We start from the raw sequence: 13,358 nt of genomic DNA on the forward strand, positions 1-13,358 counted from the left end.
GTGGCGATGGCTGCCGTCAGCGTCGTCTTGCCATGGTCCACGTGACCGATCGTGCCCACGTTCACGTGGGGCTTGGTACGCTCGAATTTTCCTTTTGCCATTTTTCCGACTCCGAAAAAAATCTACATCAACACAACAGGATCTCGGCGCAACCAGATCCGGACGCACCTGAAAGTGGTGCCCATGGCGGGAATCGGACCCGCGACCTCTCCCTTACCAAGGGAGTGCTCTACCACTGAGCCACATGGGCAACTTGACGCCGCTTGCGCGACCTCAAAATTTCTATCTCAACAAACCAGAACAAACTAGCAGTGGAGCGGGAGACGGGAATCGAACCCGCGTCATTAGCTTGGAAGGCTAGGGTTCTACCATTGAACTACTCCCGCATCGGCCAACGACCTTTGCGCACTTAACACCACACCAAGGCGGAATCAAGCATCACTCTCAACACTACCACTTACTGGTGGAGGGGACTGGATTCGAACCAGTGTAGGCGTAAGCCAACAGATTTACAGTCTGCCCCCTTTAGCCACTCGGGCACCCCTCCGGAGAATTTCGAATTATAGCACCAGTTTTTTGCAGTCCAGAAAAATTCCAGAAATTTGCACAGCCACCCCATCAGCAGGACACACGGCGGCAAACATCACTGGCGCGGCTGGCGGGGATCGAACCCACGACCCTTGGCTTCGGAGGCCAATACTCTATCCACTGAGCTACAGCCGCTGGACTGAACCGGTACAGCCTTGAATTATCGCACGCAGCCGCCCCCAATTGGAAACAACCCAACAAACAACACAACACAACACCACAACCACCAGAACACCCCAAACCAGCCCACCACCCAGACACCATAAAACCGCTATCCAGCCACCCCAAGATCCGCAGCAACCGGCAGGGCCAAGCCCAACCCCACCAGGAACGCATCGGTACCGACCCGCCCCACACGCTCCAGATCAAACGCCCCGCCACCCAGAATCCAGTTGCGGATCAATCCATCGAACAGGGCATGCAACCCCACCGCAGCCTCCACCGGCGTCATCGGCAAAACCACGCGCTGCGCCTGGGCAGCCAACTCAAAGTCGCGCGCCAACTGGTTGGTAAAGCCATCCGAGGCCGCGATGTGCCGATCACGCACGCCAATCAGCTCTCCCACGTATTCGACCTTGTAGAGCGCAATCTCGAACACCCTGCGGGTTCGCTCGTCTGACGCCACCCCGTGCAACACCAGCGCCAGCACCGCACGCAGCCGCTCCACAGGATCCGGACAGGTGCTCTCCTCCAGCGCCCCAAACCCCTGCTCCAGCGGCAGCGTCACCCGGTCCATCATGGCGCCGAAGAGATCCACCTTGTCCTTGAAGTGCCAGTAAATGGCCCCCCGGGTGGCACCCGCAGCCTGGGCAATGTCGCTCAGCGATGCCCGCGCCACCCCTTTTTCGCAAAAAACCCTCTCAGCCGCATCAATCAGGCTGCTGCGCGTAGCAATCGCATCTTCTTTGGTTCGACGCGCCATAACTTTGTGTCTCCTCTTTCGGGCACTCCACCCGCCAGCGGCATCACTCCGACATCCGCCCATGGTAATTATACATTCATGTTTGTATGTATAATTGAGTACTTGTTTTGTCGGGCTCTTGTTTTGGGCCGCCTGTGGCAGGCAACCCATCCCCTACAAACCCATTTCTTGACGCCGATCAAAAGGACTCTCATGCCCAAACTGCGTGACGCATCCGCCATCCCGCCCCTTTCCTTGGCCTACAGCCGCAAAACACTCACTCTTGTGGCGGCCAGTGCCGCTGCTGCGCTCCTGGTTGCCTGCGGCAAAGCCGATGGCCAGGCAGCTGCGGGTGGGCCGCAAATGCCTCCGGTGGAGGTCGGCGTGGTCACCGCAACGCCCGGCGATGTCGGGCTGGTGACGGAGCTGCCCGGCCGCGTCGAGGCCTCGCGCGTGGCGCAGGTCCGTGCCCGCGCGGCCGGCATCCTGCAGCAGCGGCTGTTCAAGGAAGGCAGCGATGTCAAGGCAGGCCAGCCCCTGTTCCGCATTGACCCGGCGCCCTACGCCGCCGCAGCAGAAAGCGCCCGCGCCTCCCTCGCCAAGGCCCAGGCCAACCTCGCCCAGGCCAGCGCCCAGGTCGAGCGCTATCGCCCGCTGGTGAGCGCGAACGCCATCAGCAAGCAAGACTTTGTGAACGCCGAAGCGGCGGAAAAGCAGGCGCAGGCCGACGTGGCGGCCGCCAAGGCGGCGGTGCGCACGGCCGACATCAACCTGGGCTATGCCAGCGTGACCTCGCCCATTGCAGGCCGCATTGGCCGGGCGCTGGTGACCGAAGGCGCCCTGGTCGGGCAGGGAGAGGCCACCGCCTTGGCCGTGGTGCAACAGATCGACCCGGTGTACGTGAACTTCACCCAATCGGCCAGCGATGTCTTCCAGCTGCGCCGCGCGATGGAAAGTGGCCAGTTCAAACGCGCTGGCAACACCGAAGCCGCCAGCGTCAAACTGGTGCTCGGGGATGGAACGGAATACGCCCAGTCCGGCAAGCTGCTGTTCACCGACCTGTCGGTCGATGCCACCACGGGCCAGGTCACATTGCGCGCCGAAGTGCCCAACCCCAAGGGCGAGCTGCTGCCCGGCCTGTACCTGCGGGTGCGCATCGAGCAAGCACAGGCCAGCAACGCCATCACCCTGCCCCAGCAGGCGGTCACCCGCACCCAGCAGGGCGACACGGTCAGCGTGGTGGGCGACGATGGCAAGGTGGCCCCGCGCACCGTCAAGATCAGCGCCGCGCAAAACAACCGCTGGGTCGTTCTTGACGGCCTCAAGGCGGGCGAAAAGGTAATGGTCGATGGCTTCCAGAAGCTGCAGATGCTGCCGCCAGGTACGCCAGTAAAACCCGTCCCATGGCAGGCACCTGGTGCGGCCGCAGCACCCGCCGCCCCGGCAGCGGCCCCCGCTTCCGCACCGGCCTCTGCCGCCAAGCCATAAGGGGCACCCCAGCATGGCCAAATTTTTTATCGACCGCCCCATCTTTGCATGGGTGATCGCCCTGTTCATCATGGTGATGGGCGGCGTGGCGATCACGCAGTTGCCGATCGCCCAGTACCCGCCGGTGGCCCCGCCCGCCATCGTCATCAATGCCGCCTACCCCGGTGCCTCCGCGCAGACGCTGGAGGACAGTGTGCTATCCGTCATCGAACGCGAAATGAACGGCTCACCCGGCCTGATCTACATGGAGTCGGTGGCCCAGGCGGACGGCTCGGGCAGCATCACCCTGAGCTTCCAGCCCGGCACCAACGCCGACCTGGCGCAGGTGGATGTACAGAACCGCCTGTCGCGTGCCACCCCCCGCCTGCCTTCGGCGGTGACCCAGCAGGGCGTGCGCGTGGACAAGTCGCGCTCCAACTTCCTGCTGTTCACCATGCTGTCGTCTTCCAACCCAGCGACCGACACCGTGGCCCTGGGCGACTACGCCTCGCGCAACATCGTGCCCGAGCTGCAGCGGCTCCAGGGCATTGGCCAGGCCCAGCTGTTTGGCACCGAGCGCGCCATGCGCATCTGGATCGACCCGGCCAAGATGATGAGCTTCAACCTCTCGGCCGCCGAGATCACCGCCGCCATCCGCGCCCAGAACGCGCAGGTGGCCAGCGGCACGATTGGCGACCTGCCCAACGTCGCAGGCCAGGGCATTGCTGCCACCGTGGTGGTCAATGGCCAGCTCAGCAGCGTGGAGCAGTTCGGCAACATCGTGCTGCGCGCCAACACCGATGGCTCCACCGTGCGCATCAAGGATGTGGCACGCGTCGAGCTGGGCGGCCAGGCCTATGCCACGGCCGCACGCCTGAACGGCAAGCCCGCCGTGGGCATTGGCGTGCAGCTGTCGCCCAGTGGCAATGCGCTAGAAGCCGCCAAGGCTGTGCGCGCCAAGATGGATGAACTCTCGCGCTACTTCCCCGAGGGCATGGGCTGGAGCATTCCTTACGACAGCTCGCGCTTTGTGGACATCTCCATCAAGCAGGTCGCGCAGACCCTGTTCGAAGCCGTGGCCCTGGTGTTCCTGGTGATGTTCCTGTTCCTGCAGAACTGGCGCTACACCATCATCCCCACCATCGTGGTGCCCATTGCCCTGCTGGGCACGTTCGCCACGCTGCTGGCGCTCGGGTTCTCGATCAACGTGCTGACCATGTTCGGCATGGTGCTGGTGATCGGCATCGTGGTGGACGACGCCATCGTGGTGGTCGAGAACGTCGAGCGCATCATGAGCGAAGAAGGCCTGTCGCCGCTGGAGGCCACGCGCAAGGCCATGCGCCAGATCTCGGGCGCCATCATCGGCGTGACGGTGGTGCTGATCTCGGTGTTCGTGCCCCTGGCGTTCTTTGCGGGCTCCACCGGCAACATCTACCGCCAGTTCTCGGCCGTGATGGTGGCCTCCATCGGCTTCTCGGCCTTCATGGCGCTGTCGCTCACGCCTGCGCTGTGCGCCACGCTGCTCAAGCCCGTGGAAGCGGGCCACCACCACGAAAAGACCGGCTTCTTCGGCTGGTTCAACCGGGGCTTTTCACGCACCGCCAAGGGCTATGAAGGTTTTGTGGCCCGCATGCTCAAGCGCGCCGCGCGTTATCTGGTCATCTACGCCGCCATCGTGGGCGCCGTGGCCGTGGTCTACATGCGCCTGCCTACCTCGTTCCTCCCGAGCGAAGACCAGGGCAACATCATCGTCAACGTGCAACTGCCACCAGGGGCCACCCAGGAGCGCACGCTGGCCGTGATGGAGCAGGTCGAAGGCTTCATCCTCAAGCAGCCCGAAGTGCAAAGCATGGTCGGCGTGCTGGGCTTCAGCTTCTCTGGCCAGGGCCAGAATGCTGCACTGGCGTTTGTGACCCTCAAGGACTGGAGCGAACGCCATGGCCCAGGCCAATCGGCGCAGGATGTGGCCAACCGCGCCTTTGGTGGGCTGATGAGTATCCGCGATGCGTTCATCTTTCCATTGAGCCCGCCGCCCATCCCTGAACTTGGCAACGCCAGCGGCTTCACCTTCCGCCTCCAAGACCGTGGCGGCGCCGGGCACGCGGCCCTGGTGCAGGCGCGCAACCAGCTGCTGGGCATGGCCTCGCAAAGCAAGGTGCTCACGCAAGTGCGCCCGGACGGCCTGGAAGACGCGCCCCAGCTGCAGATCGACATCGACCGCGACAAAGCCAACGCGCTGGGTGTGCCGTTCGACGCGATCAACTCGGCGCTGTCCACCGCACTTGGCTCCAGCTACGTGAATGACTTCCCCAACCAGGGCCGTCTGCAACGGGTGGTGGTGCAGGCCGACGCACCGGCCCGCATGCAGCCGGACGATCTGCTCAAGATCAATGCCGCCAACAGCCAGGGCAAGCCCGTGCCGCTGTCGGCATTTGCCACCACCCGCTGGGTGAACGGCGCGCAGCAGACAGTGCGCTACAACGGTTATCCGGCCATGCGCATCTCGGGCGCACCTGCGCCCGGCTACAGCACCGGTGCCGCCATGGCCGAAATGGAGAAACTTGCCAAGCAGTTGCCCGCAGGCTTCGGCTTCGAATGGACCGGCCAGTCGCGCGAGGAAAAGCTCGCGGGCGCCCAATCGCTGATCCTCTACAGCTTCGCCATCCTGGCCGTGTTCCTGTGCCTGGCCGCGCTGTATGAAAGCTGGTCCATCCCGCTGGCGGTGATCCTGGTCGTGCCCCTGGGCGTGCTGGGTGTGCTGCTGGCCACGCTGATGCGGGGCTATGCCAACGACGTGTACTTCCAGGTGGGCCTGATCACCATCATTGGTCTGTCGGCGAAGAACGCCATTCTGATCATCGAATTTGCCAAGGACCTGCAGGCCCAGGGCAAGGGCGTGATCGAGTCGGCGCTGGCCGCCGCCCACCTGCGGTTCCGCCCCATCATCATGACCTCCATGGCCTTCGGGCTGGGCGTACTGCCGCTGGCCATTGCCTCGGGCGCAGGCTCTGCCAGCCAGCGCGCCATCGGTACCGGCGTGCTGGGTGGCATGGTCACCGGTACGGTGCTGGCCGTGTTTTTTGTGCCCGTGTTCTTCGTGGTGGTGCGCAGCCTGTTCAAGGGCAGCGCGCGCCAGGCAGAAATGAACCGCCGCCACGCAGAAGAAGCAGGAGTTGGAACCCATGATTGATCCCCGCAGCACCCCTCTCGCGCTCACGGCGGCAGCGGCTGCGCTGCTGCTCGCGGGCTGCTCGTTCATCCCCACCTATGAGCGTCCCGCCGCGCCGGTGCCCACCACCTATGCCATGGCGCCTGCTACTGCAGCGGGTGCCGCCCAGGGCCCGACCGCCACGGCGTCGTGGCAAGACTACTTTGCCGATCCCCGGCTGCAGCAACTGATAGAGACCGCGCTGGCCAACAACCGCGACCTGCGCGTGGCCATGCTCAACGTCGAGCAGGCGCGCGCCACCTACCAGGTGCGCCGGGCCGACCAGTACCCGGGCGTGGGCCTGGCCGCCAATGCCAGCCGCGCGCCCGCCTCGGGCAGTGGCGACCTGACCAACTCGTTCAGCGTCGGGCTGGCCATCTCGGCCTGGGAGATCGACTTCTTCGGCCGCCTCGCCAGCCTCAAGGAACAGGCCCTGGCCCAATACCTCGCCACCGAAGAAGGCCGCAACGCCGCGCAGGTGAGCCTGGTGGCGGCGGTGGCCAACGGCTGGCTGGCGCTGCTGGCCGACGAGGAGCTGCTGGACCTGTCGCGCCAGACCCTGTCCTCGCGCGAAGAATCGGTGCGGCTGACCAAGATGCGGCTGGATGCCGGCGTGGCTTCGGAGCTGGACTTCCGCCAGGCCGAATCCCTCACCCAGGCTGCCCGCGCCACGCTGGCGCAGCAGCAGCGGCAGCGCGCACTCGACGAAAACGCCCTGGCCTTGCTGCTGGGCCAGTCTCTGCCCAGCGAGATCGCAGCCAGCCTGACCGGCAGCCGGCTCGTCAACGCACCCGCCATGGCCCCGCTGCCCGCAGGCCTGCCGTCGGAGCTACTCACCCGCAGGCCCGACATCCGCCAGGCCGAGCAGCAACTGGTGGGCGCCAACGCCAACATTGGCGCCGCACGCGCCGCGTTTTTCCCGCGCATCTCGCTGACAGCGCAGGCGGGCACGGCCAGCGGCGAGCTGTCCGGGCTGTTCAAGAACGGATCCTGGGGCTTCACGATCGCGCCGTCGCTGCTGCTGCCGATCTTCGATGCGGGCCGCAACCAGGCCAACCTGGAAAGTGCACAGGCCAGCCGCAGCATTGCGGTCGCGCAGTATGAAAAAGCCATCCAGACCGCGTTCCGCGAAGTCTCGGACGCCCTTGCAGGGCAAGCCACCCTGGGCGAACAGGCCGTGGCCCAGCAGCGGCAGGCCGAGGCCGAAAGTGCGCGCCTGCAGCTGGCCGACTTGCGCTACCGCAATGGTGTGTCCAGCTACCTGGACCTGCTGGACGCCCAGCGCTCCCTGTTCACGGCCCAGCAGGCCGTGGTGCAGGTGCGGCTGGCACAGCTGCAAAACCAGGTGGCGCTGTACAAGGCCCTGGGCGGCGGCGGCCCGGCGCCCGCGCAGCCCAGCTCCTGAAGCGCTGCCCGTGCGCGTCCCTTGGCCCGAAGGCGGGTTGCGTGCGGGCGACACCGGCCCCCTCGGGCCGGGCGTGCAGCCGAAGTTCCCGGGGGCGTAGATATAATTTAAGGTTGATTTCATCAAAGCCCCCCGATAACCAGAGGACGTCATGAGCGACAACCACCACGAAGAAGCGCACACCGGCCCCATCAAGACCCCCAAGCAGCTGCTGCTGGCAGGTTTTTTCTCGTTCGTGATCCCGATCTTTGCCATCATCGGCCTGGTCCTTTATGTGACGTCTGCCGACAAGCCCGCTGCTGGCGCCGTCAACCCTGAGAAGGCCATCGCCGAGCGCATCCAGAAGGTGGGCATGGTGGAAGTGCGTGACGCCAACCGCCCCCTCAAAGGTGGCGAAGAAGTCTTCAAGGCCCAGTGCACCGCCTGCCACACGTCGGGTGCAGCGGGTGCCCCCAAGGTGGGTGACGCGGCTGCCTGGTCGGCCCGTATCAAGACCGGCTTCGAAACCCTGGTCCAGTCCGCACTGAAGGGCAAGGGCGCGATGGCCCCCCAAGGTGGTGGTGACTTCAACGACACCGAAATCGCCCGCGCTGTGGCCTACATGGCCAACGCCAGTGGCGGCAAGTTCGACGAACCCGCTGCCCCTGCGCCCGCCGGTGGCGATGCTGCTGCAGCGGCAGCAGCCCCCGCCGCTTCGCGCTGATCCGGCAACCCCTCCCGGCCGTCGCTCAGCCACCGGTGTGGTGGCGAGCAGCTCCCAGCCGACTGTCAGCTGTTCACAGAGCGGCGGTCAGGGGCCCCACAGGCGGTGGTGGCTGGTGCCTCACTCCAATCAAAAAGCCGACGCATGCGTCGGCTTTTTTGTGGGCGCGGCCCAGGGCCCCACCCCGGCGCTCACCGGCGCTCACCGGCGCTCACCGGCGCTCACCGGCGCTCACCGGCGTTCACCGGCGTTCACCGGCTCTCACCCACCTCCAACCGCCCCGCACGCCACGCCTGCGGGCTGGGCACATAGCGGTACCGGGTTGGGAGGTCGCTGGCCAACACCTCCTGCAGCGGCCAGCGGCCAGACTCCACCGCCTCGGCGGCCAGGGCCACATCCATGCTGTGCACCAGGCCCACGCCCAGGGCGGTGGCCAGGTACAGCCGCCCCTGCGCGTCCACCAGCGCATCGCCCCCTTCTGCCGCCTGGCCCGTCTGGGACAGCAAGGTCAGATCGGGCTGAACACGCCAGATCCAGGGCGTTGCTTCCAGCTCCACATACACACGCTGGGGGCCGTTCTGGAAGAACCATCGCCCCTCGGCATCGGACTCGTAGTTGCGGGCGATGAAAGCAATGAGCTTGCCGTGCTCCAGCAACTGCCCCCTGCTCTGCGGAAAGGGCCCTGCCGCCTGCGTGGCATCGTCGCGCAGGTACCAACGCCCCCGCGCGTCCAGCCCCAGCCAGCCATAGCAGTCCGGCACATTGGGCCATTTGGCCAGGGCCTGTTTGACGATGTCATCCATGGCCCGATTGTCCTCCCTGGTAGCCCCCTGCCCCGGCCTGCTCGGCCAGCCAGCCGCCCACGGCCTCGGGCATGGCGCGCACATGGCCGGGCGGGCGCCCGCGCGGGAAACCCACATGCCCGCCGTGCGCCGGTTGCCAGAGCGTGACGCAGCGGCCCACCTCGTGCGCCCCGGGCAGGCTCGCGGCGGGCACAAACGGGTCGTTGCGGGCGTTGACCACCAGTGCGGGGATGCGGATCTGGTGCAGCAGCGGCTTGGCCGAGGCGCGCAGCCAGTAGTCCTCGGTGTTGCGGTAGCCATGCACCGGGGCGGTGAACACGTTGTCAAAGGCGTACAGGTCCCGCGCGGCCAGCAGCGCCTGGCGGTCGAACAACCCCGGGTGCTGGGCCAGCTTCTGCAGCGCCTTGGGCACCAGGGTGCGCATGAACATGCGGGTGTAGACCTGCCGGTTGAAGCCGCGCCCGATGGCGTGCCCACCCGCTGCCAGATCGATGGGTGAACACACGGCGGCCACGGCGTCGGCGCTGCGCGCGGCGTCCGTGCCCACTTCAGCCGCCCAGCGCAGCAGCGCATTGCCGCCCAGCGACACCCCAGCCGCCATCAGCGGCCCGGTGTGGGCGGTGCGCAGCCGCTGCAGCATCCAGCCGATCTCGGCATGGTCGCCCGAGTGGTAGGCGCGCGGCGCGCGGTTGATCTCGCCGCTGCAGCCCCGGAAGTGCGGCAGCGCGCAGGCCCAGCCGCGCTGGCGCGCGAGGTCTGCAAAGGCCTCGCTGTAGTGGCTGCGCGAGGAGCCCTCCAGGCCGTGGAACACCACCAGCAACGGGCGCGGCACACGGGCGTCGATGCCGTCCTGCAGGAAGTCCACGTCCACAAAATCGCCGTCGGGCGTGTCCCAGCGCTCGCGGCGGTATTCGGGCCGGGGGCCCAGCACCCGGCGGGAATACAACGCAGGCCAGATGGTCTGGAGCTGCCCCCCGGGCAGCCAACGAGGCGCTACATATTTCATAGCTATCAGGACAATACCATCGCGCGCAGAGGCACAAAAAAGCTCAAAATTTTTCCCTCTCCTGCTGGTCTCAGTGCAGCACGGGTCGCTGGGCCGCCACCACCTGCGCGTCGGGCGCTACGCCGGGGCTGGCATGGTGGGCCACCATGCGCCAGCCTTCCGGGGTCTTGTGATAGACGTTGGTGGCCAGCACCACCGCCTGGTGCAGGCCATCGGGCAGCATCACCTCCACCTGTTCGGCCACGCTGTGCACCGCACTCGACAGCGCCACCACCCGGTGCACCTGCACCGGACGCGCGCGCACCGTGCCGTTCGCGAACATGGACTCGAAAGCCGCACGGATCGCCCCCGCGCCCAGCAGGCGTGGCCCGCCGGGGTGCACGCAGACGATGTCGTCCTCATCCGCCCAGCACGACATCAGCAGGTCGATGTCGCCGCGCTGCAGGGCTTCGTAGAACGCTGATTCGGTTTCATCCGACGAGCCACCCAGGGTGGCAGCTTTGGAGCGGGCGCGGGGCATGGTCGTTCCGGGTGATGGTGGAGATGGATCGGCAGAAGAGGCCACAGAGGCACAACAGGCCAGACGGCTATTGTGCGTTCAGCCCGCCTCCGGTAGGCCGCGCACACTGCGATGACCGAGGGCTTTGGTTGGCCACGGCCGTGGTGTCGGTTCGCGATCTCCCGGGAATCTCATGGCAGTCGCCCAGCGGCCCTTGCCGGGCGAGTCTGCTGCGTTACGCGGCCCGGCTCCCCGTGCGGCCGGGTTTCTGGCACATTCGGCCCATTCTCCTTTTTTGGCAGGTCCCCATGATGATGACGATGCGACGTTTCCTTGCCCTTGGCACCCTGCTGCTGGCGACGCTGGCCCTGGGCGGCTGCGGCTACAACGACTTCCAGCGGCTGGACGAACAGACCAAGGCCGCCTGGAGCGAGGTGCTCAACCAGTACCAGCGGCGCGCCGACCTGGTGCCCAACATCGTCGCCACCGTGAAGGGCGAGGCGAATTTCGAGCAGGAGACGCTGACCCGCGTGGTCGAGGCCCGTGCCAAGGCCACGGCCATCCAGGTCACGCCCGAAACCCTGAACAACCCCGAGGCGTTCAACAAATTCCAGCAGGCCCAGGGCGAGCTGTCGGGCGCGCTGTCGCGGCTGATGGCGGTGTCCGAGCGCTACCCCACCCTGCAGGCCAACCAGGGCTTTCGCGACCTGCGCGTGACGCTGGAGGGCACAGAAAACCGCATCACCGTGGCCCGCAACCGCTACATCCAGACGGTGCAGGAGTACAACGTGCTCGCGCGCAGCTTCCCCACCAACCTCACGGCCATGGCGTTCAGCTACGCCCCCAAGCCCAGCTTCACCGTGGCCAACGAGGCGCAGATCAGCGTGCCCCCCACGGTGGACTTTGGCGGCTCCAAAGCCAAGCCCTGATGCTCCTGGCTGCACCCCTGTTCACAGCAGAAATCTGAAGAAAATATGCTTCTTGCGCGCATTGGACGGGCGCTGACAGCTATATTATTTATAGCATTTACACCCTTTTGCGCATGGGCTCAGGGCGCGCTGCAACCCATCCCGCCGCTCACCGGCCACGTCATCGACCAGACGGGCACCCTGAGCGCGGCAGACACCCAGTCGCTCGAATCCCAGCTGGCCACGCTGGAGCAGACCCGGGGCGCGCAGGTGGTGGTGCTGATGGTGGCCAGTACGGCGCCCGAAGACATTGCCGCCTATGCCAACCGCGTGGGCAACCACTGGAAGATCGGGCGCCGGGGTGTGGGCGACGGCGTGCTGGTGCTGGTGGCCAAGAACGACCGCAAGATGCGCATCGAGGTGGCCAAGGCGCTGGAAGGGGCCATCCCCGACATCGCCGCCGCGCGCATCATCGACAGCGCGATGAAGCCGCGCTTTCAGCAGAACGACTACGCGGGCGGCCTGAGCGCAGCGGCCACACAACTCGCCGCGCGCATCGGCGCAGAAGCCCTGCCCCCGCCACCCGAAGCCGGGCACACGCCCCAGGGCACCAACGACCACAGCGTGTTTGACTGGACTGATTTCGCCATCTTCCTGTTCTTTGGCGTGATGGTGGCCGGCCCGCTGGCGCGCAGCTTTTTTGGCAGTGCGCTGGGTGGGCTGTTGGTGGGGGGTGGTGTGGGCGTGCTGGCGTTTGTGTTCACCGCCAGCCTGCTGCTGTCCATCGGGGCGGGGGTGATTGCGCTGCTCTACACCTGGATCTTCGGGGGCAGCAGCGCACCAGTGGCGCTGGGCCATGGGGGTGGGTCGTCCGGGAGCTGGGGGCACGGCAGCAGTGGTGGCGACTACAACAGCAGCGACAGCGGAGGATTCAGCTCCGGCGGCGGTGGCGACTTTGGTGGCGGCGGCGCCTCGGGGGACTGGTGATGGGCAGCAGCAATGGCAGCAAACCTCTTTTGGGCACACTGCGCGCCCTGCGGCGCCTGGCGCAGCACCGCTGGACCGAAGCCGCCTCCCGCCGCGCCCTGTCGCCACAGGTCTTGCACCGTCTGGGCGCGCACGTGAGCGCCAGCGAACAGCAGCACACGGGCCAAATCCGGGTCGTGGCCGAGGCCAGCCTGCCCTGGAGCTACCTGCGCCGCCAAGCCAGCCCGCGCGAACGCGCCATCATGTTGTTCAGCAAGTACCGGGTGTGGGACACCGAGCACAACAACGGCGTGCTGATTTACCTGCTGATGCCAGAACATGCCATCGAAATCGTGGCGGACCGGGGCTTGGCACGACATATCCCCCCTCAGGAATGGCAAGGACTGGTGCGGCAGATGTCCACCCATTTCCAGCAATTGCAGTACGAAGAGGGCCTGATCCAGGCCATTGATGCCGTCTCGCAGCGCCTCGCCTGGCATTTCCCCCGCCCGGGCGATACCCACCAGGCCAACGAACTTCCGGACACACCGGTGGGGCCGTCAAGGGCTTAGCACCTGGCGGCGCCAGCAAGCCAACAGCTCCGCCGATTGTTGCCACGCCGCGGGTGGCAGTACTCCCACCCGCAGTCCCAGGTCTGCCAATCCACTGGGTTGCTGTTCTGGCGTCCTGGGTTTGTCCCCGGGTTTCTCCTTACTGAGCCCGGAACATCCGCCGCTGAGGTCCATTTCTGCACTGCGCTCACCCCCAATGAGCACTGATTGTTTCCAATACCAGAACAGTCAGTTCGCGACTCGGTGGTTTTTCTCTGAACACCATCGGCGTACAGTTCACCCCATCGATGAGCCGAACCCGCAAGGCGACTCACCGAACCCGGTTCAGGAAT

General features: G+C 66.1%; 12 protein-coding genes and 4 tRNA genes. 7 read left to right on the top strand and 9 right to left on the bottom strand.

Annotated features, from left to right (window positions below):
* The 6 genes from AC07Z7_RS23665 to AC07Z7_RS23690 all read right to left on the bottom strand — a co-directional run.
* The coding region (locus AC07Z7_RS23665; protein WP_029951219.1) for a GTP-binding protein at positions 1 to 101 on the bottom strand (101 nt) is incomplete at its 3' end.
* A 74-nt stretch (positions 102 to 175) separates the two neighbouring features.
* Positions 176 to 250 (bottom strand) — tRNA-Thr (locus AC07Z7_RS23670).
* A 62-nt stretch (positions 251 to 312) separates the two neighbouring features.
* Positions 313 to 386: transfer RNA gene (locus AC07Z7_RS23675), tRNA-Gly, on the bottom strand.
* 75 nt (positions 387 to 461) lie between these two features.
* A tRNA-Tyr gene (locus tag AC07Z7_RS23680) sits at positions 462 to 547 on the bottom strand.
* Between the two features lie 100 nt (positions 548 to 647).
* Positions 648 to 723 (bottom strand) — tRNA-Arg (locus tag AC07Z7_RS23685).
* A gap of 136 nt (positions 724 to 859) precedes the next feature.
* Positions 860 to 1,510, bottom strand: coding sequence for a TetR family transcriptional regulator (locus tag AC07Z7_RS23690; RefSeq protein WP_494767866.1), 651 nt, complete (start codon positions 1,508 to 1,510; stop codon positions 860 to 862).
* Between the two features lie 192 nt (positions 1,511 to 1,702).
* On the opposite strand from AC07Z7_RS23690, the gene AC07Z7_RS23695 reads away from it, so the two are divergent.
* The 4 genes from AC07Z7_RS23695 (at position 1,703) to AC07Z7_RS23710 (ending at position 8,272) form a co-directional block, all read left to right on the top strand.
* Positions 1,703 to 2,977 carry an efflux RND transporter periplasmic adaptor subunit gene (locus tag AC07Z7_RS23695; RefSeq protein WP_494767867.1) on the top strand — a complete coding sequence of 425 codons (1,275 nt, stop codon included), beginning with the start codon at positions 1,703 to 1,705 and terminating at the stop codon, positions 2,975 to 2,977.
* 13 nt (positions 2,978 to 2,990) lie between these two features.
* Positions 2,991 to 6,146 carry an efflux RND transporter permease subunit gene (locus AC07Z7_RS23700; protein WP_494767868.1) on the top strand — a complete coding sequence of 1,052 codons (3,156 nt, stop codon included), beginning with the start codon at positions 2,991 to 2,993 and terminating at the stop codon, positions 6,144 to 6,146.
* Complete coding sequence (locus AC07Z7_RS23705; protein WP_494767869.1) at positions 6,139 to 7,569, top strand: efflux transporter outer membrane subunit; 1,431 nt, start codon at positions 6,139 to 6,141, stop codon at positions 7,567 to 7,569. The genes AC07Z7_RS23700 and AC07Z7_RS23705 overlap by 8 nt, the downstream gene beginning before the upstream one ends.
* Positions 7,570 to 7,720: 151 nt before the next feature.
* Complete coding sequence (locus AC07Z7_RS23710) at positions 7,721 to 8,272, top strand: c-type cytochrome (protein ID WP_094285941.1); 552 nt, start codon at positions 7,721 to 7,723, stop codon at positions 8,270 to 8,272.
* 251 nt (positions 8,273 to 8,523) lie between these two features.
* On the opposite strand, the gene AC07Z7_RS23715 is transcribed toward AC07Z7_RS23710, so the two are convergent.
* The 3 genes from AC07Z7_RS23715 to AC07Z7_RS23725 all read right to left on the bottom strand — a co-directional run bounded on the left by AC07Z7_RS23715 (position 8,524) and on the right by AC07Z7_RS23725 (position 10,601).
* Positions 8,524 to 9,075 carry a DUF2946 family protein gene (locus AC07Z7_RS23715; RefSeq protein WP_494767870.1) on the bottom strand — a complete coding sequence of 184 codons (552 nt, stop codon included), beginning with the start codon at positions 9,073 to 9,075 and terminating at the stop codon, positions 8,524 to 8,526.
* On the bottom strand, positions 9,068 to 10,081 hold the full coding sequence (locus AC07Z7_RS23720) for a YheT family hydrolase (protein WP_494767871.1): 1,014 nt from the start codon (positions 10,079 to 10,081) through the stop codon (positions 9,068 to 9,070). Before AC07Z7_RS23720 ends, AC07Z7_RS23715 begins: the two co-directional genes overlap by 8 nt.
* Positions 10,082 to 10,151: 70 nt before the next feature.
* Positions 10,152 to 10,601 (bottom strand): YybH family protein, encoded by a 450-nt coding sequence (locus AC07Z7_RS23725; RefSeq protein ID WP_094285947.1) that lies wholly within the window; start codon positions 10,599 to 10,601, stop codon positions 10,152 to 10,154.
* 293 nt (positions 10,602 to 10,894) lie between these two features.
* On the opposite strand from AC07Z7_RS23725, the gene AC07Z7_RS23730 reads away from it, so the two are divergent.
* From AC07Z7_RS23730 to AC07Z7_RS23740, 3 genes are read left to right on the top strand one after another with little or no spacing between them, the layout of a single operon-like run.
* A complete protein-coding gene (locus AC07Z7_RS23730) occupies positions 10,895 to 11,509 on the top strand; it encodes a LemA family protein (protein ID WP_494767872.1) in 615 nt (204 codons plus the stop codon).
* 45 nt (positions 11,510 to 11,554) lie between these two features.
* Positions 11,555 to 12,475, top strand: a complete 921-nt coding sequence (locus AC07Z7_RS23735; RefSeq protein ID WP_494767873.1) for a TPM domain-containing protein — start codon at positions 11,555 to 11,557, stop codon at positions 12,473 to 12,475.
* Positions 12,475 to 13,026, top strand: coding sequence for a TPM domain-containing protein (locus tag AC07Z7_RS23740; RefSeq protein ID WP_494767874.1), 552 nt, complete (start codon positions 12,475 to 12,477; stop codon positions 13,024 to 13,026). Before AC07Z7_RS23735 ends, AC07Z7_RS23740 begins: the two co-directional genes overlap by 1 nt.
* Positions 13,027 to 13,358: the final 332 nt, after the last annotated feature.

This window comes from Acidovorax sp. GW101-11A03, from assembly GCF_059424825.1.

Excerpts from the sequence above, each read along its gene's own strand:
- AC07Z7_RS23710 (WP_094285941.1), top strand. The coding sequence starts at position 7,721 with ATGAGCGACAACCACCACGAAGAAGCGCACACCGGCCCCATCAAGACC.
- AC07Z7_RS23720 (WP_494767871.1), bottom strand. The coding sequence starts at position 10,081 with ATGAAATATGTAGCGCCTCGTTGGCTGCCCGGGGGGCAGCTCCAGACC.
- AC07Z7_RS23730 (WP_494767872.1), top strand. The coding sequence starts at position 10,895 with ATGACGATGCGACGTTTCCTTGCCCTTGGCACCCTGCTGCTGGCGACG.
- AC07Z7_RS23700 (WP_494767868.1), top strand. The coding sequence starts at position 2,991 with ATGGCCAAATTTTTTATCGACCGCCCCATCTTTGCATGGGTGATCGCC.
- AC07Z7_RS23725 (WP_094285947.1), bottom strand. The coding sequence starts at position 10,601 with ATGCCCCGCGCCCGCTCCAAAGCTGCCACCCTGGGTGGCTCGTCGGAT.
- AC07Z7_RS23715 (WP_494767870.1), bottom strand. The coding sequence starts at position 9,075 with ATGGATGACATCGTCAAACAGGCCCTGGCCAAATGGCCCAATGTGCCG.
- AC07Z7_RS23695 (WP_494767867.1), top strand. The coding sequence starts at position 1,703 with ATGCCCAAACTGCGTGACGCATCCGCCATCCCGCCCCTTTCCTTGGCC.
- AC07Z7_RS23690 (WP_494767866.1), bottom strand. The coding sequence starts at position 1,510 with ATGGCGCGTCGAACCAAAGAAGATGCGATTGCTACGCGCAGCAGCCTG.
- AC07Z7_RS23705 (WP_494767869.1), top strand. The coding sequence starts at position 6,139 with ATGATTGATCCCCGCAGCACCCCTCTCGCGCTCACGGCGGCAGCGGCT.
- AC07Z7_RS23735 (WP_494767873.1), top strand. The coding sequence starts at position 11,555 with ATGCTTCTTGCGCGCATTGGACGGGCGCTGACAGCTATATTATTTATA.
- AC07Z7_RS23740 (WP_494767874.1), top strand. The coding sequence starts at position 12,475 with ATGGGCAGCAGCAATGGCAGCAAACCTCTTTTGGGCACACTGCGCGCC.